24 protein-coding genes and 3 pseudogenes are annotated in these 26,614 nt (G+C 37.1%); 7 read left to right on the top strand and 20 right to left on the bottom strand.

Going from position 1 to position 26,614, the window contains the following annotated elements; all coding sequences use genetic code 11:
- Positions 1-113 precede the first annotated feature (113 nt).
- The 5 genes from PZE06_RS19350 to PZE06_RS19330 all read right to left on the bottom strand — a co-directional run bounded on the left by PZE06_RS19350 (position 114) and on the right by PZE06_RS19330 (position 5,307).
- Positions 114-1,409 carry an NtaA/DmoA family FMN-dependent monooxygenase gene (locus PZE06_RS19350; protein WP_275791929.1) on the bottom strand — a complete coding sequence of 432 codons (1,296 nt, stop codon included), beginning with the start codon at positions 1,407-1,409 and terminating at the stop codon, positions 114-116.
- Positions 1,410-1,431: 22 nt separating this feature from the next.
- Positions 1,432-2,214: an ABC transporter ATP-binding protein gene (locus PZE06_RS19345; protein ID WP_275791928.1), complete on the bottom strand. Its 783-nt coding sequence runs from the start codon at positions 2,212-2,214 to the stop codon at positions 1,432-1,434.
- Between the two features lie 14 nt (positions 2,215-2,228).
- Entirely contained in the window at positions 2,229-3,257 is a 1,029-nt protein-coding gene (locus tag PZE06_RS19340; RefSeq protein WP_212934101.1) for a FecCD family ABC transporter permease, read from the bottom strand.
- Positions 3,250-4,257, bottom strand: coding sequence for a FecCD family ABC transporter permease (locus PZE06_RS19335; RefSeq protein WP_483314080.1), 1,008 nt, complete (start codon positions 4,255-4,257; stop codon positions 3,250-3,252). Before PZE06_RS19335 ends, PZE06_RS19340 begins: the two co-directional genes overlap by 8 nt.
- A 72-nt stretch (positions 4,258-4,329) precedes the next feature.
- Positions 4,330-5,307, bottom strand: coding sequence for an ABC transporter substrate-binding protein (locus PZE06_RS19330; protein WP_212934102.1), 978 nt, complete (start codon positions 5,305-5,307; stop codon positions 4,330-4,332).
- Between the two features lie 302 nt (positions 5,308-5,609).
- Here PZE06_RS19330 and PZE06_RS19325 point away from each other — a divergent pair, with 302 nt between their 5' ends.
- Positions 5,610-6,368: an alpha/beta hydrolase gene (locus PZE06_RS19325; protein WP_275791927.1), complete on the top strand. Its 759-nt coding sequence runs from the start codon at positions 5,610-5,612 to the stop codon at positions 6,366-6,368.
- 1,288 nt (positions 6,369-7,656) lie between these two features.
- Here PZE06_RS19325 and PZE06_RS19320 read toward each other — a convergent pair.
- The 8 genes and pseudogenes from PZE06_RS19320 to PZE06_RS19285 all read right to left on the bottom strand — a co-directional run bounded on the left by PZE06_RS19320 (position 7,657) and on the right by PZE06_RS19285 (position 14,539).
- The gene (locus PZE06_RS19320) at positions 7,657-7,821 is read right to left on the bottom strand and encodes a hypothetical protein (RefSeq protein WP_212934104.1); all 165 of its coding nucleotides are present in this window, start codon (positions 7,819-7,821) and stop codon (positions 7,657-7,659) included.
- A gap of 80 nt (positions 7,822-7,901) precedes the next feature.
- Positions 7,902-9,569 carry a cadherin-like beta sandwich domain-containing protein gene (locus PZE06_RS19315; protein WP_275791926.1) on the bottom strand — a complete coding sequence of 556 codons (1,668 nt, stop codon included), beginning with the start codon at positions 9,567-9,569 and terminating at the stop codon, positions 7,902-7,904.
- A 445-nt stretch (positions 9,570-10,014) separates the two neighbouring features.
- Positions 10,015-10,494, bottom strand: a complete 480-nt coding sequence (locus tag PZE06_RS19310) for a YjdJ family protein (RefSeq protein WP_212934106.1) — start codon at positions 10,492-10,494, stop codon at positions 10,015-10,017.
- A 1,170-nt stretch (positions 10,495-11,664) separates the two neighbouring features.
- Positions 11,665-11,946 (bottom strand): annotated as a pseudogene (locus PZE06_RS19305) (ATP-binding protein); the annotation flags it as partial.
- Complete coding sequence (locus tag PZE06_RS19300) at positions 11,943-12,782, bottom strand: helix-turn-helix domain-containing protein (protein WP_369011856.1); 840 nt, start codon at positions 12,780-12,782, stop codon at positions 11,943-11,945. The gene PZE06_RS19300 and the pseudogene PZE06_RS19305, both read right to left, overlap by 4 nt.
- Positions 12,783-13,288: 506 nt before the next feature.
- Positions 13,289-13,606: a hypothetical protein gene (locus tag PZE06_RS19295; protein WP_212934107.1), complete on the bottom strand. Its 318-nt coding sequence runs from the start codon at positions 13,604-13,606 to the stop codon at positions 13,289-13,291.
- A gap of 103 nt (positions 13,607-13,709) precedes the next feature.
- Positions 13,710-13,910: a hypothetical protein gene (locus PZE06_RS19290; RefSeq protein ID WP_275791925.1), complete on the bottom strand. Its 201-nt coding sequence runs from the start codon at positions 13,908-13,910 to the stop codon at positions 13,710-13,712.
- A gap of 14 nt (positions 13,911-13,924) precedes the next feature.
- Positions 13,925-14,539 (bottom strand): sigma-70 family RNA polymerase sigma factor, encoded by a 615-nt coding sequence (locus PZE06_RS19285; protein WP_212934109.1) that lies wholly within the window; start codon positions 14,537-14,539, stop codon positions 13,925-13,927.
- A gap of 213 nt (positions 14,540-14,752) precedes the next feature.
- Between PZE06_RS19285 and PZE06_RS19280 the strand changes: the two genes are divergently transcribed.
- From PZE06_RS19280 to PZE06_RS19255, 6 genes and pseudogenes are all read left to right on the top strand, one after another.
- Positions 14,753-14,914 carry a YvrJ family protein gene (locus PZE06_RS19280; protein ID WP_212934110.1) on the top strand — a complete coding sequence of 54 codons (162 nt, stop codon included), beginning with the start codon at positions 14,753-14,755 and terminating at the stop codon, positions 14,912-14,914.
- Between the two features lie 1,010 nt (positions 14,915-15,924).
- Positions 15,925-16,227: pseudogene (locus tag PZE06_RS32130) on the top strand (NAD(P)-dependent alcohol dehydrogenase); the annotation flags it as partial.
- Between the two features lie 77 nt (positions 16,228-16,304).
- Entirely contained in the window at positions 16,305-16,793 is a 489-nt protein-coding gene (locus tag PZE06_RS19270) for an MFS transporter (RefSeq protein ID WP_275791924.1), read from the top strand.
- Positions 16,790-17,287: an MFS transporter gene (locus PZE06_RS19265; protein ID WP_275791923.1), complete on the top strand. Its 498-nt coding sequence runs from the start codon at positions 16,790-16,792 to the stop codon at positions 17,285-17,287. The genes PZE06_RS19270 and PZE06_RS19265 overlap by 4 nt, the downstream gene beginning before the upstream one ends.
- Before the next feature lie 12 nt (positions 17,288-17,299).
- Positions 17,300-17,545, top strand: a pseudogene (locus PZE06_RS30145) (hypothetical protein); the annotation flags it as partial.
- A 477-nt stretch (positions 17,546-18,022) separates the two neighbouring features.
- The gene (locus PZE06_RS19255) at positions 18,023-18,667 is read left to right on the top strand and encodes an alpha/beta fold hydrolase (protein ID WP_275791922.1); all 645 of its coding nucleotides are present in this window, start codon (positions 18,023-18,025) and stop codon (positions 18,665-18,667) included.
- An 862-nt stretch (positions 18,668-19,529) separates the two neighbouring features.
- Here the strand turns inward: PZE06_RS19255 and PZE06_RS19250 are convergent.
- Genes PZE06_RS19250 through PZE06_RS19220 form a run of 7 tightly spaced genes read right to left on the bottom strand, consistent with a single transcriptional unit; the run spans position 19,530 to position 25,976 of the window.
- Positions 19,530-20,531, bottom strand: a complete 1,002-nt coding sequence (locus PZE06_RS19250) for a histidinol phosphate phosphatase domain-containing protein (protein ID WP_275791921.1) — start codon at positions 20,529-20,531, stop codon at positions 19,530-19,532.
- A gap of 1 nt (position 20,532) precedes the next feature.
- A complete protein-coding gene (locus tag PZE06_RS19245; protein WP_275791920.1) occupies positions 20,533-21,324 on the bottom strand; it encodes a DeoR/GlpR family DNA-binding transcription regulator in 792 nt (263 codons plus the stop codon).
- 14 nt (positions 21,325-21,338) lie between these two features.
- The gene (locus PZE06_RS19240; protein ID WP_275791919.1) at positions 21,339-22,358 is read right to left on the bottom strand and encodes an ABC transporter ATP-binding protein; all 1,020 of its coding nucleotides are present in this window, start codon (positions 22,356-22,358) and stop codon (positions 21,339-21,341) included.
- A gap of 32 nt (positions 22,359-22,390) precedes the next feature.
- Positions 22,391-23,206, bottom strand: a complete 816-nt coding sequence (locus PZE06_RS19235; protein WP_275791918.1) for an ABC transporter permease — start codon at positions 23,204-23,206, stop codon at positions 22,391-22,393.
- Positions 23,203-24,042 (bottom strand): ABC transporter permease, encoded by an 840-nt coding sequence (locus PZE06_RS19230; protein WP_275791917.1) that lies wholly within the window; start codon positions 24,040-24,042, stop codon positions 23,203-23,205. Before PZE06_RS19230 ends, PZE06_RS19235 begins: the two co-directional genes overlap by 4 nt.
- 1 nt (position 24,043) lies before the next feature.
- Positions 24,044-24,883 (bottom strand): alkaline phosphatase family protein, encoded by an 840-nt coding sequence (locus PZE06_RS19225; RefSeq protein ID WP_275791916.1) that lies wholly within the window; start codon positions 24,881-24,883, stop codon positions 24,044-24,046.
- A complete protein-coding gene (locus tag PZE06_RS19220) occupies positions 24,873-25,976 on the bottom strand; it encodes an ABC transporter substrate-binding protein (RefSeq protein ID WP_275791915.1) in 1,104 nt (367 codons plus the stop codon). The genes PZE06_RS19225 and PZE06_RS19220 overlap by 11 nt, the downstream gene beginning before the upstream one ends.
- Positions 25,977-26,614: the final 638 nt, after the last annotated feature.

Genomic DNA, 26,614 nt, shown 5'->3' with positions numbered 1-26,614 from the left:
CTATGGTCAAAAAGCCGCACGAAACTTCACAAGAAATTATGAAATTTGCACAATAACCGTTCAAATCACCGGGAGCTTCCATTCGTCAGTAGAGGGAAACAAAGCGTTTCCCTCTATTTATTCTGCAGATGAGCTTTTAACGTATCGCCATGATATTCTTGTTTAAAAAGTCCTTTATCAACTAAAAGAGGAACTACTTTTTCAAAAAACAAGTGCAAGGATTGCACAGCCCCTCCCGGCAAGGCAATGATACCATCAAGTGCACCATGCCGATACCATTTTATTATTTCTTCAACCGCATCAGCAGGTGTTCCGATGACGACCCAGTGAGCCGAGCCAATGACTTCAGGTTTAGAAAGCAAAGCTTGAAGGGTTGGTTCCTCATTGATGATGATTCGTCTTAATAAATCTGCATGCGTTCGGCTGCGGACGTTCTCCATCACTTCAGGAATGTCTTTAGCAGTGACGCGAGATTGGAGGGAAAGATGACGAAGATCGACACCTAAAATACGCTGAACTGCAGCTAGTCTTTGCTCATACGTTAAATGGGCATAAGTATCTTGATAAAGTTGCTGCGCCTCCTCACGTGTCTCACCTAAAAAGAAATGCATACCTGGCAACACACGAATCGCCCTTGAATCACGTCCATGTTCATGAGCTCTTCTTTGTAAATCACGTCTTAATTCAAGCGCCGAGTCCATATCCGGTGCAGCGACAAAGCAAGCATCTGCCACAAAGGAAGCAAAGCTTCTCCCTAAATCGGAAGCACCTGCTTGAAACAACGGAATGGACTCTGAACCAAAAGCAGGGACATTTAATGGACCTGCTACATCATAAAATTTACCCTTATGGTATACAGGAGAAATGATTTCATGATTGGTAAATTGTCCGGACGTTCGATTCATAGTCAATGCCTCATTCGGGTAGCTGTCCCAAAGCTTACGAACTACTTCCGTAAACTCTAGTGCTCGTTCATATCTTTCTTTTGAAGAAGGCATTACAGTTTGTCCGAAGTTTTCACTTCCTTCAATAGAAGTAACAATATTCCAGCCGACCCGCCCCTCACTAATCCAATTTAGTGATTGAAGCTGTCTGGCAACCGTAAACGGCTCACTAAATGTTGTGGACATTGTTGCAACGAGACCAATTTTCTCTGTCTCTCTTGCAATAGCCGTTAACATGACAACGGGGTCTAAACATGTATGCCCTGGTGTTTTATTAACAATTTCTTTATTTAAAAAAAGGCTATCTGGTTTAAACACAAAATCAAGCTTTGCTGCTTCTGCCCTCTTCGCCAGTTCAAGATAATATTGACTTGAAAACAGCTGTTCAATATTACTATCAGCTCGCCTCCATCCATCCCCGTTCAACCATGTTGGCGATAGTGTTAAGCCAATACATAAGGACATGTCCATTCTCCTTTCCAACCTTCTAGGATAATACATCGTAAGAGATACAAATTGGGATCCCTGCATCCTCAATAATAGTAGCGTTAATTTGAAAAACAGACTTTAAAACCGGCGGTGTCATAATCTGTTTTGGCGCACCAGTAGCTAATACCTCTCCGTTCCTCATAGCAATGATCGTATCCGAAAAACGAGAAGCCTGATTGATATCATGCAACACCATCACAATCGTGCAGCCGTGCTCTTCATTCAATTTCTTGACTATTTTCAACACTTCAATTTGATGGGCCATATCTAAATATGTCGTAGGTTCATCAAGCAAAAGAATCTCTGTTTTTTGAGCTAATGCCATTGCCAGCCATACTCGCTGTCTTTGCCCACCTGATAGCTGAGCTAATTCACGCGCTTCGAACTCTGCTGTTTGCGTCACTGCCATTGCCCAATCAATCATGTCCCTATCTTGCTTTGATAAGCGATTCACATTTTTTCGATGAGGGTAGCGGCCATATGAAACTAATTCCCTCACAGTTAACTGAGGTGGTGCCTGAGGAGATTGCGATAAAACCGCCAGTCGCTTAGCAATCTCCTTCGTTGAAAGTGCCTGCATATCCTGCTCTTGAAGGTATACATGTCCCTTCTCCTTTTTCAATATCCGCCCCATTGTTTTAAGAAGCGTTGATTTGCCACAACCATTAGGACCGATGATTGTGGTGATTTTGCCATATTCAATAGAGGCATTTAAATTTTCAAAAATGATATTTCGTTCATATCCCGCCGTTAATTCCTCGAGCCGAAAGGCAGTCAGCATTCCATCTCCCTCCTTTACCGGGCTTTTACTAGTAAATATAAGAAATAGGGAATTCCAATAATCGACACCACGATCCCAACGGCTAACTCTGACGGTGCGAATAATGTTTTTCCAATAAAATCAGAGAAAACGAGAAGGGCTGCGCCAGTTAATGCACTAACGGGGACAACAAGGCGATGTTTAATCCCCACTAATTGCCGTGCAATATGAGGAGCCATTAGCCCAATAAAACCAATGCTCCCTGAAACTGAGACACAAGCGCTCACCAATCCTACACTAGCCAGCAGAAGAAGCACTTTTTCCCTCTCCAAACGAATTCCTAAACTGACAACCGTATTATCCTCTAGTTGAAAATAGTCGAGTAAATACGATTTTCTATAAATATAGATTCCAAGAATAATAATCCACGGCAACATCGACACAATAAAAATCCAATTTGCATTATAAATAGCACCAGCCTGCCAAAGTGCGGCAGATTCAAAATCTTTCTCGTTCATTTTTAATGAGAGATATAAGGATAATGCTCCGAACCCACTATTAATAGCAATCCCTGTTAAGAGGAGACGTTGTACATCTAGACGGCCATTTTTATAGGATAGGACAAAAATAATTGCCGCTGCTATCGTTCCACCGACCAATCCAAATATTGGCATCATCATGATATTGAGCCATTCTGATCCGTCTGTACGAACCGCCTGAAATTGGAAGAAGAACATGAAAAAGACTACCGCTGCCCCGGCCCCAGCATTAATCCCAAGAATTCCAGGGTCGGCAAGGTCGTTTTTCGTAATCCCTTGAAGAACACAGCCTGCTAAGGCTAAACCAATACCGACTAAGATCGCAATGATAATGCGCGGAAGACGCAGTTCAAAAATGACAAGTCTAAATTTTTCATTATCCTCTATACCAATCAGTGTGTTTATTACCTCGATGAGGCTCATATCAAACATGCCATTGGTGACATGCAAGTAAAATCCGAGAAAAATAATGATAAGAGTGACGATAATTGTAAAAATGAATCGACCCTGCTTTGGTTTAGGCATGCCTATCACCTCCACGGGAGCGAATTAAATAAAGAAAGAATGGAATTCCGATAAAGGCAGTTACAACCCCAATTGGTGTTTCAAATGGAAAATTAATAAAACGACTAACTAAATCACATAAACTAAGGAAAAAAGCACCGACTAGGAGCGAGCAAGGAATGATAGAACGGTAGTCTACGCCGACTAAAAATCTGACAATATGCGGAATAACAAGTCCTACAAAGGCAATTTTCCCAACGAGCGCCACTGCCGTCCCCGTTAAAAGGACGACAGAAAACATAGACAAATAACGAATAAGCTTCGTTTTTTGCCCAAGCCCTACTGCGATATCTTCCCCTAATGAAGCTACTGTAATGGCCTGTGCACAAAAAAGAGCGATTAACACGCCGACTAACCCAAATGGCACCGAAAGAAGCAGCATATCGACGTCGATAATATGAATTTTTGTGTTATACCAAGCAGCTACGGTTTGTGAAACTTGAAAATACATGGCCACTGCTGAAGCGACGCTGCTTAAAAAAGTCCCAATAACTGTGCCAATAATCGCGAGCCGTACAGGTGAGAGACCATTTTTAATAGCTGCTCCAAAGCCAAATACTAATCCTGCTCCTAAAGCTGAGCCTACAATGGATAGAAACATCATTTCGTAATTTCCCAGCCCAGGCGCCATGACCAGCGCCAACGTAATCATAAAAGCAGAACCATCGTTCACGCCCATTATTGAAGGAGAAGCGAGGTAATTACGCGTAATCCCCTGCATAATCGCTCCAGCAACAGCTAAAAATGCACCCACGAAAAGAACCGCAATTGCTCGAGGAATTCTACTCGTACGAATGATTTGGTGATCGACATTGCCTTCATCGAAATGAAGCAACGCCTGCCAAATTGTTTCAATTCCTATTTCTTTTGTTCCATATGAAACAGAAATAATGATCATGACGATAATCAATAACGGGGTTATAAGCATTATCATATTGCGAATTTTTGCTGTCTGATTCACTCTTTTGCACCTATCTTCTAACGTGCAGATTGGAAGCGAAGTCAATGCTCGCTTCCAATTTTGCAGCTGCCCTTATTTCAATAAATTTTCTTCCAATACATCTAGAAATCTAGTCTTTGACCACGCTGTACCACCCTCAGCTAATGGGGCGATCGTATTCACGTATACTTCCCCACTTTGCACCGCTTTTAAGCTTTTAAAGATCGCATTATTTTGCAATTCATCCAACGCTTTCGGAGCGTCCGCGTTTTCAGTCTCTTCAAATTGCAAGAAAATAATATCTGGATCAACATCCGATAAGGTCTCTAATGATATTTCTGCCTGTGCTTCTGCTTTTGCTACAACATCCGGAACCGTTAACCCTAAATCCTGATAAAGTATCGGGTTAAAATAGACATTCTCCGGATAGACATACATTTGTCCTGCACGAATACGAATCATCAACACAGCTTTATTACTCACATCCGAGTTGGCAATCTTTTCTTTTGTATCTGCCACTTTTTGCTCATAATCAGCAATCAGTTGTTCCGCTTCCGCAGTTTTGTTCGTTAGTGCCGCTAGCGCCAAGAGATTATCTTTCCAGTTGGCTGAGATGTGAGAGTATGGGAGAGTAGTAGCTAATTTATTCATTTGTGTCATCACATCCTCGCCCCACTTCGAAGTACCAATGATCGCATCAGGATCTAAAGAAAGAATCGCCTCTGCACTCGGAGCTCTTTTATCTCCTATCAATGCCGCTCCTTCAAGCTCACTTAAATACTCAGGAATCTTCCCTCCTACTTCTAATACACCAACTGGCTTGATTCCGAGTGCAACCGAATCCTCCATTGATTCAAAGCTGGCAGCAACAATATTCTCAACGGGGTTTGGGAATGTATACTCTGTCCCCAAATAGTTGATATTAATTTCCTTCGCTTCCTCTACCTCAGCTTTCGTTTCCGTTTCAACTGGTTCTTCCTTCTCTGCCGAATTGCTCTCTTCTGATGTATTACAAGCAGCCAAAGAAAAAGTCAACAACATGGCCACCCCAAGTTTCCAACACTTATTCATATATTTCCCTCCACAATTAATTGATATTGATTCTCATTACTGATACCATCCTATCAAACCATATTAGGGAAATGAATAGATATTTGCGTATGAAAGAATGGATTTTTTTATGTAAATTAATTTCCAATTTTATTATAATTTCTTTTATTACAAATGTTTTATCCATATAGTCTTTGATTTAATATGGATTTTTTTCAGAACCTTTCATTCACTTTTATATTTTTTCTACATGGGAAAACAATTAAGAGAATTGTATGATAGCGAAGGAATGATTAATTTTGTTGCAAAGGAGACAAGCAGCATTGCAAAGCAGAGATAGACAGTTTCGTTACAATTCGAAGTTTACCAATTATGAATATACCATTGAAGTATACATCCCTAATGAAGCGCCACCAAAGACTGGGTTTCCAATTATCTACGTGTTAGACGGACAATCCTATTTTGAGTTTGTGAAATACGCGATCAAGCTGCAGTCCACAAATTCAGTCAAAACAAAGGTTGAGCCCAGCATCGTCGTAGGCATTTGCCATGATGAACAAGAGATGAGACAGCGAAGATTCTATGAATTCACCGCTCCAGCGAAGCACTATAGTTTTCCTAAGCATACGAAAGAAAATAATATGAACCTTGCCAACTACGGCGGTGCACCACTCTTCCAAAAATTTATGAAAGAAGAGCTAAAACCTTTGATCGAAAAGAAATTGGCTGTAGATACAAATAAGCAGATCCTATTTGGCCATTCGTTAGCAGGATACTATACAATTTGGTGCTATTTAACGCACTGCCATGATTTTCAAACTTACCTCGCGATAAGCCCGTCGATTTGGTGGAACGGAAAGGAACTATATGATTATTTACAAAAGGCAGACCCGGCTGAGTTGCAAAAATTATTCATCGCTGTAGGTGAACACGAGGGATTCATGGTTGAGGATGCTCATGCCTTTTTTAAAAAATTACCCACTCTTTCAAAGGAATTATTTATTGCTTCAGGCGAGAATCACGCTTCCGTTGTGCCAACAACGATTAGCCGTGCATTGCGGTTTAAGGGGAAGGATTCGTAATCGTGTATTCTGCTGTAACAAAAGCTATATAAACTGGCTGGGGGAATTCCCCAGCCAGAGTTATAATTATCAAAAAGTTTTCTAAAGATGAAATTGGACATTTAATGAAGTTCGAAAATTGGTAGAAGAGTCCGGAGAATCTGCTGGTAGCATTAGTAAGCCGATAACGGAAATTTAAAAAGAACCGTAAATGCGGTAAATTCCATTAAAAATGGTACAACGGTTGTTACAGAAGGTACAAATATGATGAATAAAAGCGGTGACGCCTTTAACCATATTGTAGAATATGTTCATCAAATCAGTGATCAATCAAAACAGGCCAACAATAGGTCATTAGAAGTAAATGATAAAGCTTAACAAAAGAAATCATTGGAGTCATCACTAACGGTACAGAACAGGTATCATCTAGCTTCCAAAATGTGGCATCATCTGTTGAAGAACAGTCAGCTTCTAATGAAGAGATTGCCTCTTCTGCAGAGCTACTAAACAATGTGGCCAATGAACTTAGAAATGAAATGAGTAAATTTATCGTTAAATAACCATCTGTATCGAATTGAATAGGGGGAATCGCTAACCCCCATTTCTTTAGTCATGTGGCCAGTTTCAGGTTTACGTAGGATCTAACTGTACTACGTAAACCTCTTAGCTCACATGAAAAACCATAAGACACCGTTTTATATCACAGAGCTTCTAATCATTGCGAAAAGAATACTAATAAATATGCCATGAAGTATTCGCTAATAGCGAAACTCTCTCTCCATTAGTTGGATCCATCTTAACTTACGATCACCTTTTCCCCCTATTACATTTATGCTCCCTTCATTTAAAAGGGAAACCTACTCGATGCTTCATCATAACTTGAATCATTAAAACGAACTACAAAGGAATGGTTAATAGAAACCGTGATGGTCCGCCAAAAGTCATTGAAAATTACCCTGAATATTTGAACTTGTTTTGGGGAGTTTCTCTAAATACTAAAAAACCGTTACACATTATTTATCTAAACCTTTTGCCAAAGTATTTTGGGGTAGATTTTGCTTTGCCTCTTTTTCTTCTAAACAATGACAAAAAGAGATCAAGTTAAAATACTTATTCTACATCTTTTATCCTCCACACATCGCAATACTTCGGTATATAAGTAACGTTGAATAATAGTACAGTCCTTCGAATTTGGAGAGCATAACAAAAAGGACACCCTCTTCAACTTTATAGGGTTGCCCTTTTTGTTATAAGTTCATCTATAAGAATTAACCCTCGATTAACCCTGCCTTAATCAGCAGCCGGTGAACTATAGCAATTGTTTCCGCTCTGGTGATGGCAGCAGAAGGGGACGAAGTTCTCCATTAAAACCTAGGACCAATCCGTTATGAATCGCTGTAGCGACTTTCTCTTTAGCCCACAACTGAACCATTTCACCATCGGCAAAAGCTGACAATATGTCTTCCGGATCCACTACGGTGCTCCCCATCCTATCAATCGCATCACTCTTGTGATCAGGACCATTGCTTCTTCGCGAGTAATGGTTTTCGATGGTCAGAATGAACCGTCTCCATAGCCATGAATAATGCCATAATCATTTGCTGCAGTAACTACACCCGCATACCATTTATTCGGATTTATATCCTTGAACACAGTACGTTGCGTATCAGTAGCAAGACCAAGTGCCCACACAATAATTGCCGTAAACTCAGCTCGTGTAGTGGAGACAGTTGGTCGGAAACGATCGGGACCCATACCGCTCACGATCAGTCTGGAAGCTAGGTCGTTAACCGGTATTTCGCTCCAGTGTCCTTTAACATCAGCGAATTGAACGAAGTTTTCTATTACTGTATAGGTACTGTTAGTAATGCTCTGAATCACAGCAACCTCCACATCACCATTAACCGCCTTGTATGCTGGAACATGCCGCAATTGTCCATCTTCCTCTATGACGACAGCAGTTGTCATACTTTTAGAATTAGTATTTTTCTTAATCGGTATTTCGCGTTGAATAAAGCGGCTGAATTTGTTTACTTTCAACTGTTTTCCGTCATAAAAAGCCGTAATCGTGAATTCAACCGGTGCCGCCTGAACAACAAAGCCTTTTTGTTGAGCAACTTTTCCTAGCTTCTCAAGCTTATCCGTATCTCCTTTTGCGATGGTCATATTAATCTCGATTTCCTCAACAGCAGAATTCCCGAATTGTTCGGATACTTGTTCAATGGAGATTTCTGAAGCAGGCAGCTTGTAGCTTCCGTTCGCTGTCTCGATGTGTAGCAAAGCATTTTTGCTCTCCAGGACCTTCACGGCATCTCCCATCAAAGTTACTGTCACTTCTTCTACATTTTGGTTTGTTTGAACGCGTATAACTGGAGAGTCCCCAACTTGCTCGAGGGATGACTTCAATGCAGTCGTATCGACTTTATTTAAAACTCGACTTTTTCCATTTTCCGTCGTTATCTTGCTATTTACAACTCGGTTGACGTTCATGTTATCTACATATACTTCTGTAAGATCATCTAGTTTTTCATCATCCTCTTTATTTTCTCCCCCACCACTATTGTTCGTTGGTATCTTCGATCTGGTGATGTTGATCTGATATTCCTGCATAGTGACCCCGTCTTGTGCCGTCACTTCAATCGTAATTACATTGCTGCCAACCTTTAGTTTGATAGGGTCAGTAGGTTCACCACTTAAAACGATGTTGCCATTGATTCTCAAAGTAGCATTCGGTTCATGAGTTAATGCTGATACCCTTATCTGTGAAACTGAATAAGGTACGGTGGCATTGTAAGTGTGTTGATCTGCAGTAAAAGCCGGCGACAACTTTCCATCGCTGAGTATTAAATCTTCCAGTGCAGCATTGCTACTTGCTTCCCTCTGAATCGAAAGCATGTAGTTCGATGAGTGAATCCCGTCCTCAGCTACAACCTTAATTTGCACGTTCGTGTTTCCGGCCCCTAATGATATCTGGATCGGAGAACCACTTGCTTGCAACTGCCCATTGATAAGCAGTTTAGCATTTTTATCATCGACTACAGGAGTAATGCTCACTGCCGTTATATCATGAGATACCTCTGCAAAGTAGGAATAAATTGAAGGTTCAAACGCAGGGGACAACACACCTTCGTTAATTTCCAAACTACTTAACTGCACATTGTCGGAGGCCAGCCTTGTAACCATGATCGTATAGGTTAGCTCGGTTACTCCATCCTGTGCCAAAATGACCGAGCCTTAGATAGCTCCTATCCGAGGCTCAGGTAGTGCCGGACCGAAGTCTTGGGCAGTGCAGCATGGGTTGTCGCTGATTCCGCTTCCTTGCTTTCTGCATCTAAGCAACGAAGGGTCGGCACATGCCAGTGACTTTGTTATCTGCTGTTCTCGATATTCTGAAATACTTTCAATTATTCTTTATAATCTATTTCTTTTCTAGTAAACATTAATAGTTGTTTAGATTTACCATTATTTAGATGATTTTTATATTTTTACAATAAAGAATCACCAATCCGGTGAAAACTGTCTACTTTAGTTTAGTAGGCACATTTAGTTGATCATTTTAAATCACGCGCACAAAAGCATTTTTCAGGGAGGAAGTTATCGTCTATCTAACTATTATCCAAAAGGAGCAAACTCCCTAGGGTACGATCTCTACATTTTAACTCGGAGATTAAGACTCTTGAATATCTTTATTTTTCTGTAAAACATAAAATATCACAGCTATCACTATATACAAAATACCAATTGATAAAGAAACGTAAAAAATCACTCGTGCACCGATTGTTGGAGAACTATATAGTGCTATTGAAAATAAAGAGAGTAATATTCCTAGAGTAATTATAAACCTTGAAAACCATTTTCTATTTTGTTTAAAAAAGACATACGCAAGTAGTGTTAACAAATATATACTACTTACTAGCATGAGAATAGGATTTATTGGTTTAAATTTAGCAGCATAGACAAAGTGATCAAGCCTTGATATATCATTAGAATCATTGACTTCCCCATAAAACAGATGTGTAAAAGGTGTAGAGTATTCCCACTCTGAATTACGTTCTAATACCTCGCTTCCTTCATACCACGCCCCTAAAGTAGAAAATAATAAAACCATCAGAGCCAATCCAAATTGGAAAATTAAATTATTTGACATAAACGTTCCACCCTCTTGTTCTTTATTTCAAGTAGCTGTAAATTTCCATACTTTTTAAACTATGGTTACTAGCTCAATGCTCACTTTGACATATTTCCTAAATGATAGCGAGCATTTCTAATTTAAGTATACATTTAGATTTGGTCATCCTTTTTCTACGACAGATCGTACAAATATACTTGGAAACCAATAGTAACGAAATGGTTATCAAACCCTTTTGTGAGATTTTTTTATACTGTGTCTCTCGCATCTATATTAACACACTCACGACTCTCTTTTAATCAAATCATTGCTCTTCTATCACCCAAATTACCAGAAGAAAAATAGGCTTAAGTATATGTACTAGTTATTGTCTTAACAAACGAAATATTGTTAAAGAATTAATTTGAACCTAAAAAAGCACCAAAGTGTAAGGTTTAACTTCTTGATCATTAATATAAAAATTAGTTAGGTGGAGACGATGAACCTCTGACCTCACACACCACAATACGTACTATTCCGAATACTGCAATTCTAACTAATTTCAACGTATTATATTTTATTTACTAAATAGAGATTCTTTAGTTCTTGAGTTTGATCATTATTTGCCGTCAAGGATCTTATGCAAGTTTGGGATTTTAACGGCTCGTCAGTATGTCTTCCTTGCATTAGCCCCTTCCTTTCAACTAATCATTCATAACCTTCTTCTTATCCAGGCCTCCAGTTTCTTGGACCGAAGGGTGTTTCATCCAGCAGATGGTACTATTAACTACTGATTTAATCTCTCAATCCTTCTATCCATCATAGCTACCAACTTCCTTTTAGAAATCAGTTTAAGAACTCGTCGTTTAAAGCGTCTTTCGCTTTCTTTTGAGAACCGAATTTTTGGAGTTTCCTTGTGAACGGTGAAAGAAAGACCCATTGGGTATTGAATTCTTTGACTTATAGCTGATTTCTTATATATTCTTGTATTTATGCTTATTTCTTCCCACTGTATAACGTAGAAACCTCCGACTACTATTCCTTGGCAAAGACATACAATTGCATGTTGTATGTACAAAACTGTTAACGTAAGACGACACAAAGGTCCCTCCTAGCTAGATAAATTTGGTTGGCAAACCAAAATTTATTTTAACACTATAAATGACAACACAAATATGCACATTTTCACTCGTTTAAAATTGTACAAAATCACTCGTTTTCTCGCGCTAAATGATCCTTTAAAAGGTAAGATTCTCCCAGCATTGTCACAACCTTCGCATGGTGTAGGATGCGATCTAAGATGGCATTTGCTAGCTTCGGCTCCTGAAATACTTCATCCCACGCCTTAAAGTTTACGTTCGTTGGTTAAGATAGTACTTCGCTTCTCATATCGCATGTCAATCAGTTGAAAAAAATTTCACATCTTCTTGATCAATTGGCAAATAACCAATCTAGTTTATATTTTGTATAATGTTTTAGACAAGTTTCTAAGGGAAAAGTCGCCCACTTAAAACGCCTTTCAACCATTCCCAACCTTGCTCATTCCAGGAATCAATATTGCGGAAGACTCTATGTTTAGCGAAATTATGCTTTATAAAACCTACGACATTCTCTATTCTTCCTTTACTCTCTGGATCAGCTTTCCGACATACCCGAAGGGTTAAATTCCTTGTTTCCTTATATTGTTGAAACTCTTTTGTCAGAATTAGATCTCCTCCATTCTCGCTCACCACAATCAAGTTGTCCTGGTCATATACCAGTTCTCCTGGAATCCTGTTGAACCAGTGAAACGCATTTTCATGAGCTTGAATAACATCCTGTGTTGTAAAGGGTCTATCCAACCATTCTTTATATTTATATCTTGAGTTCGATAATACAAAAGCAATAAAATTCAGCTTAATCTCTTTGTTATCATGTGTTCTTTGTTTTGTATGCCCAAAGTCAACTTGAATTTGTTCGCCCATTGGGGAATCTGGAATAGCTTCATAGTCTCTAGGTGAGGATTCTTTCACTATTTTATATTTATCACGTAACCGCCTCACGTAATCTCTTACCGTACTTTCACCGACCTCCAGTTTTTTATACTTTTCCTTTAACCAGTCCTCCACTTGGGCAGACGACATATCAGGATGATGTCTCAACCAAGATAAGATTAACTCTTTATAAGGATCTAGCTTTTTTCTCCTAGTTTGTAAGGAATCCACCCATTGTGCCATCTCCGTAGAAGTTCTCCTCAGATGACAATATACAGTCGATCTGGATACCCCTAGTTTCTCTGCCACCTTTAATTTACTAAAACCCTGCTTTATCAACTGTTGTATTTCCATATACACTTCCCATTTATCCACCTTTATTCTGTCCTCCATTGTTATATGATTCAAATAACCCTATCATACAATGATTAGAACAGTTATTTTTCTGGTATTTTTGGGAAAGCAAGTGTTTCATCTTATCCGGCGAAAACAGTCTACTTTAGTTTAGCAGTCACACCTCAAGACTAGTATGTAAAATGAAAGCAAATTTGTACATATTTAAAATAGCATTTCTATAACACTAAGAGGGGGTTTTTTAATACACCGCTGAGAGCTACCCTGAACCATACGCCTAGTGTGTGGTTTTCTTTTTATAAATTAAAAATGTGTCCGGTGTACCGAATTCATTATACCCAAGTCGCCTGATGAAATAACGGTGTCTAACTTTTAGGGCCACTTCACAAAACCAGGGTTTTTCAAAGCCATTAATCAAAGCCGGTGAAATTTTACTTGTCGTAAAATTTCACCGGCTTTTTCATCTTAGAGGTAGGTTTTGCCCCAGCCTCATTTTAATAATGCTATTAAGCAATTTTTAAATCTTCATAATGTACTGATCCTTGTTTAATTCTAACAGTACCACTTCCACCATTTACAAGCTTTAGTCTATATGACTTTCCTCTTGGAAGCCAAGAAAGCTCTGCTGATCTCCAATTAAAACCGGTTGCAGTAACCACTTTACCTTGGTAATTATTATTATAATCATAACATTCCACAATTATTGATTGATCCGTTATTTTTTCAAAACTAATTAATTTTGGATTATAAAAAGTTCCTTTTCCTTTAACCCAAATATAATTTGAAAAAGATGTTTCTCCATAATCATAAAATGCACGGCTCATACTATATTCCTCCTTTATTCTCCAACCTACTGGCTGGTTACTAATTAAAGTGAAATGAAGAATTAAAAAAACAAAAAAACTAAAAAAATTATAAATTCTCATATTAAATGCTATCTGTAAAGTCTAAAAAACTTGGAACCTTTTCATCCAATAAAATGTTTAATTTCTCAATTAATTTAATCTTTAAATCTTGTGAAAGATCCTCTCTTTCATCTAAGGTTGTCTCTTTTACATATTTCTTTATTTTATTCTCCAACTGATTTAGAATTAATTCAATCTCTTTTTGTCTTTCTTCTCTTATCATTTGGCCATCCACCTTTATGCTTCTAAAGATTTTCTTAATTGGTCTAAGGTCTTTTTATGCCAGTATGAAATATTTTGCTCCGTTTGACCGAATATTTGACTAATTTCCTTGTTATTAAACCCCTTTTCATAATAGAGAAATAAAATTACCCATTGTTTACTATTAAGTTTTTTAATAGCTTTATACAAAGTATCATTTTCTATATAAAAAAAACCAGTTTCTTTTAAAATCAAAGAATCTATTTCTGATTGCCTATTATCGGGAAGCAAATCTACCATTGATGTATTTGAGTGCTCTCTCTTATTTATAGGGCTATCCATAATTAAAGGATATCTACTATTTCTCATTTTAATTCTTTTATCGTAATCAATTGGGTATCTTTTTATTAAGCCTGTTAAATATCTAATAATACGATTATAACGATAAAAGGCTTTGAATTTTTTATCTAATAAACTTATATTTTTCATACTCGGATAATCTAAAAAACGATAAAAAGCTTCGCTATTAGATTTATCCTCTAAGAACTCTTTAATAACTGGGTTTTCTAGAATTTCAGGTAACCGCTTTTTTATTTTTTTTACTTTTGAGCCATAAGTATACTCCGTATTTTGAGAAATTAAAAATTTCATTAAAGAACCCTCCTTTTTAATCTAACGGTGAAAAATCAGTTGAAAAAACCAAAAAATAACGAACATATGTTTCTATTTTCTTATAAAAATATAGAAATTTCTACCCTATTTATTATTTTAAGACTAGTTTTTTCACTGTTATTCATTAAAGTTGTCTCGCTTTATTCTTACTTACAACGTATAAAAATCTATAAATAAAAGAAGAGGTGTACTATGAACACAGAGATTATCACTATAGTAGAAGCTTTAGTTACAGTTGTTGGGAATACAGGTTTTCCTTTAGTATTAGCAAGTTACTTATTATTAAGGTTTGAAAAGAAAATAGAATCTTTAACTGAAGCAATCAATCATCTATATGAAACTATGAAAAAATAGCTCAAAGAAAAATTATCTCCTTAAACAAATCTTTCAAAGGATTTTTAAATAAACGCCAATATCCCAAAAGTTAAATAGAATAAATGCACTACAATAGTGAAGCTAGACTAAAATGTGGAAAAGATTGTTATATTAAAAAAATATAACAAGAATGAGGTATCTAGATGGTTCAAACTAAACGGGAAACACTATGATGAAACATTTAATAAGAAATGTGTCAAGTAATATATTAGAGAACAATATACCTGTAGCACAAGCAACTTGAGAAACAGGGGTGAATACGGATCACTCTATATAACTGGATTAAGCATTACAGTGACCAACAAAAAAGTAAAAGTGGCAAAAACCTTTTCCACTCTAGAAGCAGATTTAATGGATTTTATAAAAGAATTACGTGATCTAAAGAGAAAAATGTAGTTCTAAAAAGGGTGATGCACTACTTCGCAAAAAAGTCCTCAGTGAAATTCAAGTTCATTGATCATCATCGCTCCCAATACTGGGCGAAGATGTGCAACATTTTGAAAGTCTCTAACTAATTTAAACGACTGAATCAATCAAAAAGGAAAACGTCAAAAGTAACATGAAAAGCTGTCTAAAACGGTTTTTCTAACACATCTAGAATTTAAACAAAGATATAGAATTACGAAAATCGCAAAGACGTTAAATTAGCGTGGAATGCCAGTAAGCGAACGAACAGTCTCTCATATGAACAAAAAAATAAATAGAAGTTTTGTACAATCAAAAATATAAAGCTACCACAAATTCCAGACATCAACATCCTATAAGTGACAATGGATAAGGTAGAAAATTCAAGGTGGGCAAACCAAATCCATTCTGGTTTCCTGATAGTACTTATATCCCAACGAATGAGGGCTGCCTCTATCTAACCAGCTTGATGAATGCATTAAAATTGGATATCTTGTCAAATACCGAGTAAGGGTCATTCACCATTCCATTCGTGAAGTTCAGCAAGCTTCCAGTAATTATCAAAACTATTAAACCAATATGATACGCACTGTATTCAGCAAGGAGACCAAGAGATGTCTACCTTCTTTGCTCAGTCTTCTTCTGGCACATAATGAAAGAAACGTTGTAAAGGTAGATAAAAACGTAGATCTTAATCTGCTAGGACCGTTAGGATGAGGATTTCAAACTGGAGCCGGGATAGTAATTAATAAATGATTACCAGAATTCGGTTCAACGCTTGCTGTTTGGCTGTTGGGTTAAGTGCAATCATGACTTCTAAAATAATTTATTATTCAAAAATTATAGCAGTTAATGTGCATGACAGCAGATTAGAATTAGCGAAAGAAAGTAGAAGGATTGCTGACAGAGGAACATAATTATGTGGTTGAAACAACAGGAGTTCATATAAAAACAAAAGGAGTTCATGGAAAAATGGAAAATACGCACAGGAACCATACATCACTCATTTTATGGATTGTGCTGTTTTTTTTGGTTCGCTCAATATGTCTATGTTCCTTATCAAACTACATATCTACTTCTAGCGCATATTTCTAGTAATTTGGTTGGTACAATTATCGGTGCATATGGCATTTCACAACTTGTGCTTCGGCTTCCTGTGGGTATTCTTGCTGATCTTAGCAGCAATCATAAACTTTTTATCATTTTGGGCTCCTTTTTTGCTGGTGCTGCTTCTTTATTTCGTATTTTGTTACCTGATGATATTGGCTTTTTAATTGCAAATATTTTATCAGGTACAGCAAGCGCAACCTGGATTTCCTTTATGATCTTGTATATGAGCTTTTTTACAAAAGGAGATCAAACTCGTGCAACCAGTAAGATTATAATGGCTAACAATTCAGGTATGTTACTTGGCTTTGCACTAGTACTTTCTTGTATGATATTGTCGGCATGATGGTGATTTCCGCCTTCAGTTTAGGAGCTGGTCTTATTGCATGTGTACTTTCCTTTTTCCTCCATGCAACAAAACCATCCATACAACCTAAAATAGGTGTAATAGAGTTATTACAGGTAATAAAAAAAAAATTATTACTTTATTCATGTTTAGCGTTAGTACAGCAAGGTGTGCAAATGGCTACGACCATGTCCTTTACAAACCAAATCATCCAGGATCTTGGCGCAACAAATATGGTAATTGGATTTTCCTCCATCATCTATATGCTCTCTGCCGTTTTATTTGCCAAGCTAGCCTCAACCAGATTTCTTGAGCTACTAACAAAAAAACAGTGGATATACTCTAGCTTTTTATTACTGGGCATTTACTGTTTAATGGTTCCTCAAACGGGGTCCATATTTATTGTTTGTTTCTTACAATTAATTCCTGAAATGGGTACGGGTATATTGTTCTCTCTTCTAAATTCTGAGGCAATCAAATCTATTCCCCAGTAAAAACGATCAACAGCAATGGGCTTTTTCCAGGCAATCTATGCCTTAGGTATGACTACTTTTCCAATAATCAGCGGCAGCATTTATGAGCATCTATCCATGAAAGCTGAGTTTCTATTTTTAGCTGGAACTTGTTTTATTGCCTTCTCTGTTTCCTTGATATACTCTCGTAAGGAAGAAAGCAGATCCCTTAAAAAAAGGTGTCTTAGATGGAACTATCCATTTGTCTTTGAAAAGGAACATTTTTTTATGCCCTTTTAATATGTGAAAGAGTAAAAAAATAAACATCGACAGTCCACTGCACCCAATTGGAGTGTATCCAAAAATTATAAAAGCAGAAACTAAGAACCTAGTATAAATGCCCAATCTCACGAGCAATACGAACCTTATAATTAGTTTAGAAAAGTCCATTGAAAACTTCATTCTTATGGTACGGAGCACCGTAACGTTACCTTTTCGGTGCTGGAATATTGGAATGGCTCATCATTTTAATCTGTGACATATTAGTGGATTGGTCTCTATATATTTTTCTAAAACCGATTAATAAAGTTGAAAGATGTTAAAGTACTTGTATGCTAGCTAACACTCTAGGTTCTAGTAAATATATCGATTTCATCATGCTGTAAAATCACGAATTAAACAACATAAATGAATGATAGAACTTTTCTTAGAGGGGCTTATAAAAAATTTAAGTGAGGCTTTTAGTACACATTCGAATATAAATGGGGGACATTTTTTATGAGATATATTTTTTTACATGGACTTGGACAAAATTCATCTAGCTGGGATCATACCATTTCTTATCTTTCAAGAAACCGCCATATAAATTGCCTTGATTTACCCAAGCTATTAAAGCAAAAAGAGGTAACCTATAACCATTTATATGCCAGCTTTGTAGAATACTGCGCTGAAATTGACGAACCGTTACATCTCTGTGGCTTATCATTAGGTGGAATTCTAGCGTTAAATTATGCGATAGATTACCCTGAAAGAGTAAGCTCTTTAGTATTAATTGGCGTGCAATATAAAATGCCTAAAGCATTATTAAAATTCCAAAATATCATCTTTCAGTTTATTCCCCACTCTGCCTTTCAACAAATGGGATTTACGAAGCAAGATTTTATTCAGTTAACAAATTCAATGTCTACTTTAAACTTCAGCAAAAGCTTACATAATATCTCTTGTAAAACCTTAATTGTTTGCGGAAAGAACGATTATGCAAACAAAAGAGCCTCTAAGGAATTAGAATTGCTAATACCAACAGCAAAACTTCAATTTATCACAAAGGCAGGCCATGAAGTAAATACACAAGCACCACGAGAATTAGCTGACTTAGTAGAGATTTTTTGGAGGATAAGCAATAAAATGTCATCCGATCACTAATCCTTGAAATCGTTACTCTGGCAACTTGCAATATTTTTTTATCCCTTTATTTCAAATGGAAATCCTTTTTTAAAATGAAAATCTGTTTTAATAATTTATCATGGCATAATATACGCATCATCACTATTAATCGGATCTCTATAACTCTTTTTTATATCCACCTTGTCACAGAATTAAATTAAAGCTTGTTCATTGCGTTATTTTCCATTGACAAAACTATGTTAGCTAAAACAAGGGAAAATATTATTTCCTTAAATAGAGTTCTTAATATTTTTTATATTTTATAAATATTGTAAAATATTTCCTTATCTATGTTATGATATTTTATAGACTTAAATAATTTATAAAGGAACTAGTAAATGAAACTGCTAAAATTTATCACGATGCTTCTAGTCATTATCTGTATCTTGATTTCATTTCTAAAAAGCCACTTTGGGGTTTTAGCATTCTTTTTTCTCGGTATTTTCTTATTGATAAGAAGCAAAATGGAAGCAAGTAAGTGGGGGTTCCTAATCAGTAGTTTGCTTTGTATTTTTAGCCTTTGGTTTTTCATTACACTTGTGTTGTCAGGGAAATACTAAGGATTTTTATCAAAAGCTTGGTTCCATAGGATGCCCTATGGAAAAGATACCATTTTTGATGTGCCCTTCTTAATTTTGTGACATTGCCAATATGCCGAAATCGAATTCTTACAGGTCGAGGACTCCTATATACAAGGTGTAAGCTTGAAAAGAATTTGAGAACAAGCAACGTTTACGAGTTACAGCATTATTAATGGCCGTAACTAATTTTCTCCTTTTAACCTCCCCTAAAAAGCGCAGGCCAAAGGAACTCAGGGCCTGCCCTTTTTCATATTCTCTCACTAGGCCTCAAAACGGACCATTTCACGCTTTCGATTTGTGAATGTGGCCACTTTTGTCACCCCTCTGTTCGTGAGCATCGCTTGAATGTCATCTCCATAAATCCCAATATCTTGTGGGAAGTGAGAATCAGAAGAGGTTGTAAAAGGAACTTGTTCTTCTACTAAAATATCAAGTAGTAACGCACTTGGGCACATTTCCTTAACCGGATAACGATAATAAAGACCAGGATTTATTTCCGTCGCCACGTCACTTTCCTTTAGCACCTTTGCTAAATGGCGATACGTACCTTGCAATAAAGCTTCTTCAGGACGATAATTGAATACTTTCATGTTGTCCAGATGAGCGATGATATCAAACATTTTGCTAGCGGCTGCTTTCTCTACTGTTTTAAAATGTTCCTTATATAACTTTAGCAGATCGTATTTTTCAAACGTCTTTTGCAAAAGGGGATTATCAAACCCCCAGCCATTATAATAGTGAACGGAGCCGATGATATAATCAAAGGGGTAAGGCTGCAGGATTTCTGCTAGTTGATCCTCTCCACCAACAAAATAATCTGCTTCCATTCCAAGCTTTAACTTGACTCCACGGGACGCCCATTTTCGTTTTTGCCCTTCAATAAAATCAACAAATTCGTCTAAGCGTCTCACCATGACATTATTTAACCAGTTTCTTTGCATTTCACCAATGGAGGGGGACTCCAAATCCATGAACCTTTCAAAATAGTCTCTTGTTTCTTTGAACCTGTAAAAGTGATCAACAATCCCAACTTCCTTCAAATTGCACTGTAAAGCTCTTTCTAAATAAAAATCGAACCACCATTCTGAATACTCTGTTTCGTGCATTCTTTTATGTAATACATCAACCACTTCCGTAAACCATTCTTTTGAATGTTTTCTATACGGGATAGGTTTGAAATGTTCAATCGCATTCATAATCTTTTCAATATAGGAAAAAGAGTATGGCCCTTCCTCCAAATGTACATGGTAATCTACTTTCATGTTATATCTCCTCTGATACAATCCAATTTATATTTTCCAATGAAGGATGAGCCTCCCAGCTACTCGGTAACGGTTCTGAACAAACCACTGCATCGACCTGGTCAAAGGAAGCCATCTTATAAAAAGCATCCACACCAAATTTCGAGTGGTCCGCTAATACAATGACTTCTTTCGCTGAGCTTATCATCCTTTGGGAGATCACGGTCTCATTTAAATCATAATCACTTAATCCATTTTTCAAAGACATTCCTCCTACAGAGATGAATGCCTGATCAACATTGAACTGACTCAATTGCGCTTCTGCCATACTTCCTGTAATGGATTCTTGTTCAGGGCTAATCCGACCTCCGAGTATAATCATTTCACCTTGGAAATCTCCCTTTCTCATTTTCTCCGACAAAATACTTGATACAGTCAATGAGTTTGTGACAATGGTAAGATCTCGTTTATTTTTAATTGCATTTGCCAACTCAATTACGGTGGTTCCAGTATCAATCGCTATTAATGAACCATCCTTAATTAATGTTGCTGCGGTCATTCCAATCGCCTTTTTTTCCTTTTCCATCACACTTTTGCGATTATTTAACGGTGGCTCACCTTGGAAATAAGTTACTCTGACTGCTCCCCCATAAACCCTTTTTACTAAATTATTTTCCGCTAAAGCATCTAAATCTCGTCGAACAGTTTCCATTGTTACGTTAAAATGATTAGCCAGTTCATTCACTTTTACCTTATGATTTTTCTTTAATTGTTCGAGAATATATTCTATTCTTTCATCTGGAAACCATTCCACTTAAATCTTCCTTTCTAATTGACTTCAACACAAGCTTCTTTAGGTATGGAAACAAAAACCTCTTCTCCCTCTTGAAAATGATGGATAGATTGATAGAGCTTATCAACCTGAATTTTTTCATTTCCCATTAAAATTTGATAGCTAATCACATTTCCGGTGATTGTTCTCGTCTGTACGATTCCCACCGTTTGGTAATTTTCTTCTTGCTGCTCAATTGTCGCTTTTGTCCTTGAAAGCTTAATGCTTTCTGGACGGATTGCTACAGCAGAGGATGATACCACGACCTCTGATTGGACCACTGATTGAAGTTCTTCCTTTGAAAGGATATTATAGGAGCCAATAAAGCTAGCAACAAACCTATTCTTTGGTTTTAAATAGATTTCCTCAGGGGTACCCACTTGCTCAATTCTACCTTTATTCATAATAAATATCCGATCACTGAGAACCATGGCTTCTTTTTGATCATGTGTAACAAAGATCGTTGTCATATTAAGTTCTCGTTGGATCATCTTAATTTCCTCTTGTAATACTTTGCGGATCTTGGCATCTAACGCACTAAATGGTTCATCAAGTAAAAGAATGTCTGGCTTCATGACTAATGATCTTGCTAACGCAACGCGCTGTTGCTGGCCGCCTGATAGCTCTCGCGGATAACGATCCTCAAAGCCCTTTAACCCTACCATCTCTAACATATCTGCCACTTGCTTTTGATAGTTTTTTATTTTTCTTAATTTTAATCCATAGCTAATATTTTGGAAAACGGTCATGTTTGGAAACAGAGCATACGATTGAAAAACCATCCCGACTTCTCTTTTTCTTGTTGGAAGATTTGTGATCTCTCGGTTATTGACTTTGATTGAACCTGACTCCAAATCTGTAATACCTGCGATAATTCGTAATAATGTACTCTTTCCACATCCACTTTCACCTAATAAGGTAACGAATTCACCTTTTTTCATTTGCAATGAAATCCCGTTCAGCACGGTTTTATCTTGATATTTATTTACGAGATGGTCAATTTCCACATAGTACATGTTTATTCTCCTTCTACCTTTTTTTCTCTCCACTAAATATAGGTACCATTAGGAAGACGTTTATGCTTCTTTTTCTTAGGTGCTTGTAAACGCAGCAACAGAAAGGTGAATAGCATAATGATTGTGTAATAAGTAATCACAATAGCACTTGTTGTATGTCCGTTTTTGTTCAATTGTTGATATAAATAGATCTGCAATGTTTCAAATCTGCCTCCAACTAGTAGATTAGCGAGGGCAAATTCACCAAACAACATGGAAACGGACAAGAAAACGGCAGAGAGTATTCCTTTTTTAATATTGGGTAAAACCGTCGTCCATATTGCTTGCAATCGAGTTGCTCCAAGCAACTCTGCTGACTGAACTAAATCGATCATATGAATCGCATATAAACTATTTCGAATGCTTTGATAAGCAAAAGGTAGAATAACAACAGCATAGACACCAAATAAGATCCAAGGCGTTCCAGCAATATTTAATGATTCATGCGAATAAATGTTGATCAAACCGATTGCCAGCGCCACACCTGGAATACCATATGGCAGTAATGTCACTGTTTTTAAAAGACCTTCCTTTTTCGGAAAATATAGAATAACCGTAAAAGTAGTCAGTAAGACGATACTGATGGAAACAAAAACCGCTACGCTTATCACAAGAATCGATCGCAACAATGATTGAAAAAAACGGTTATCCTGATACAGCTGTAAATACCAACTAAACGTCCATTCTTCAGGTAATATCGTTGAATGCCAATTTCCTGCGAAAGAATATAATAACGTTCCAACTAATGGTGTTAATAAATACAGGGCTAAAATAATCGCAACACCTATGTGTATCTTTCTTCCCTTCATTCCATATCTCTCCTAAGGCGTTTCGTTATTTTGCTATTTAGCCATAATGACGACAACATAATAAATGCTAAAAGCACTCCAAATGCGCTAGCTAAATTCGGCTGTAGAAAAACATCTCCAGAAATTAAAGAGGCAATCTGGATTGGAATTAAATTATAAGTCGATCCAACTAACGCCTTAGCGGTAGCATACGCTCCTAATGCATTAGCAAATAAAATCGTAAATGTTCCAAAAATCCCTGGTAAAAGCAAAGGAATACCTACTTTCGTCCAATATGTCCAACTTGTCCCACCTAATAAGTTGGATGCATATCTCCATTCATCTTTTAATGCCTGATAAGTGGGGAGCAAGAGAATAATGGCAAAAGGAATTTGGAAATAAATATAGACCACTACTAAGCCTAACCACGAGTATAAATTAAAATCTCCAAAAACATGAAAGCCTAGTTGATTGAAAAGCAATGTAAATAATCCATTATTTCCTAACAAAATAATAAATGAAAAAGAAAGTGGAATTCCTTCAAAATAGGAGGTCATATTAGAAATTGAAACCATTAGTGTATTCCCTTTATCAGCAAGACGTGTAATGGAATACCCAGCAAATACAGCAAAAACCATCGCAATCGTTGTAGACAATAAAGAAATTTTTAAGCTATTTGCTATTGATTGCTTATAATAGGGGTCTTGAAACACAGTCTTATACTGTGTGAAGCTAAATGTGCCGTCATTAGCTTGTAAGCTGCCATAAATCATATTTAAAAAAGGAAACAATAAAAACCCTGCTACTAATAAAGAAATAGGCAGTAAACAAAGCCAAACCTTCCAATTTCTTCTCATTTTAGTGCTCACCCTTCATTAATATCGATTCTATAGAAGTAGGTAGCGAAATCATATCCTTTGATTTTTCGATCTCCATTAAATGGCACATTAACGGTGCAAAGCCTAATTGAGGCAAATCCGCAGCCACTATCCCTTTTTTTGTTTTTTCACTTATTACGTAAAGCGGTACTTTACGCTCTGCTTCAGATGTACCACCATGTAAACCCCAATCCGTCATCCCGTGATCTGCTGTTATCACAATCTGATATCCTTCCTCCATCCATAAAGGAATAAGCTCTGATAAGATATTATCAGTCTTTAAAATGGCAGCTCGATAAGCTTGAGAATTGGCACCATGCTTATGCCCTTGATCATCCACATTCATCGAATGAATATAAAGAAAATCTGGATTCCATTTTCTTCTCAACGACTCACCATCAAGAAATAAATGCGTATCTGGGTAATCATCCTCCCAGTAAAAAATGCCATTCTGGATCGGATTATCTGTGTTTTCTTGCATCCTATCTTCTAGGTAGTTGAATGGAGCTCGATTATAGAGTTCACTAACCCAATAATAAGAAGCTGTCGCGTTTCGAAGCCCCGCCTTTTTAGTTAAATGAAATATACTCTCATAGTTAGATAACTTTACAGAAGCATTCGAAACAATCCCATTCACAGAGCTTTTTGTGCCTGTTAGCAGCACTTCATATAAGGGCCTTGAAATACTCGGTAATTCTGAAAGCACTGCGCTGCGCAGTGCCTTCCCTTCTGATACTAAGTGTTCGAGAAAACCCAAATTTTCAATTGCTTGGTCATAGCGCATACCATCTACTACAACCACTACAAGTTTATTGGACATGAACGAGAACCTCGCTTTGCCATAGACTAGGCAGCTTTTTCGCTGTCTCTTCCCATGCACTATGGTCTTTAACTGGCTGTGCGTTTTCATACTGTTCGAGCGGTATCATTTGTTTTTGTACATCGGCTGGCAATTCAACATTATCACGAATTGGGCGAGCAAAGCCTTTAGCTAAATTAATCTGACCGGCATCACTTAAAATATACTCACGAGCTAACATCGCTGCATGTAGATTTTTAGCATATTTATTAATAATGGTGGCGTACCCACTCACAACGCTTCCTTCTTTTGGAATCGTTGTGACGAAACGATCCGGATCTACTTCATTTGTATACCCTAAAGCATTAAAATCCCACATAATTCCCACCTCTAGTTCACCTGTTTCCATACCTGTTACATTCAAATTATTAGCGGTACTTAAACGTTTTTGCTTTGCTAGCTCTACAAAAAAATCAATTCCCGGTTGAAGATTGGTCTCATCCCCACCATGAGCGATTGCGGCTGCTAAAACCGCCATTTGACTTTGCGTGCCACTTAATACGTCATCAACAGATACAATATAATCTCCTTCCAGAAGATCTGCCCATGATGTCGGTGGATTCTCTACTTGTGTTGTATCCGTAATAAAGGCAATCGTCCCTTGATAACCGACAATCCAATCTCCGTCATCGTCTTTCGCCCAATCAGGGATCTCATCCCAGTACGATGTTTTATAAGGATGTGTAATCCCCTTCTCTTCAGCGATGGGACCAAAGGATATCCCTACATCCCCGATATCAGCTGAAGCATTTTTACCCTCTGCTTCCATCTTCGCGATCTCTTCTGCACTAGACATATCTGTGTCAGAATGTTTCAATCCATATTCCGATTCTAAATCCTCCCATGTATCCTTCCAATTCGCCCATGTATCAGGCATTCCAACACTATTGATTGCTCCTTCTTCCATTGCCTTTTCCTTAATTTCTTCTAAAGTCAACTTACTTGTATCTTCAACACTAGTAGCAGTATCATTCTCTGAACCGCATGCTGCTAAGCCCAAAATACTCAAACCCATAACTGTTCCGATCATTGCTCTCTTCAAATTAAAACTCATGACTCATCACCTCTTGTTTTCTCATATTGTTTTATTTTGTTTCATTTGGCTTTTCTACTTTATACTCTAAACAAGAAATATAAATACAACATAAAGCCAAATTAAATATATTGTAAATTTAAAAGAATGATAGATTAATAGTTGAAATTTGTTGTCTGGTGTTCCGCAAAATCATTTTGAATCAGCTTCAATATAAGATTGGCTTCTGTTCGGCAATAGACGCTAGCAAAAAATGTCTTCCTGACTCTGTCGTCTGCTCGTGAGCCGTAAACGGTTTTCGCCTCCATCCATTTCATAACGGACAGTCACTTATTAAAACGAACAATATAGCTTAAAATTATTTATTTCGCCTTTTTTAATAATTAAAATTCTGCCAGAATTGGGCAACGCTCTTTTTAACTTGAAGTGCGCCATTATGACATGGACTTATCTTATTTCTAAAAGAGAAATTTTTGTCAAATGAGAAAAACTATTGAAAAGAATAAAAAAGTGGACATAAGAAAAACCGGGCTAATATGGTACCTATAGTTAGGACACTTGAAAAAGAGTGTTTTATCTATAGGTATTTTTTTATATACTTAAACTTACTAAATAAGAACTAGGGGACAACATGAGTAAAATAACATTTTCAACTACAG

It is taken from the genome of Robertmurraya sp. DFI.2.37 (assembly GCF_029211245.1).
Taxonomy (GTDB): Bacteria; Bacillota; Bacilli; order Bacillales; family Cytobacillaceae; genus Robertmurraya; species Robertmurraya methanolica_A.
Note: the sequence above shows the minus strand (reverse complement) of the source record. Positions and strands in the feature narration are given on the sequence as shown.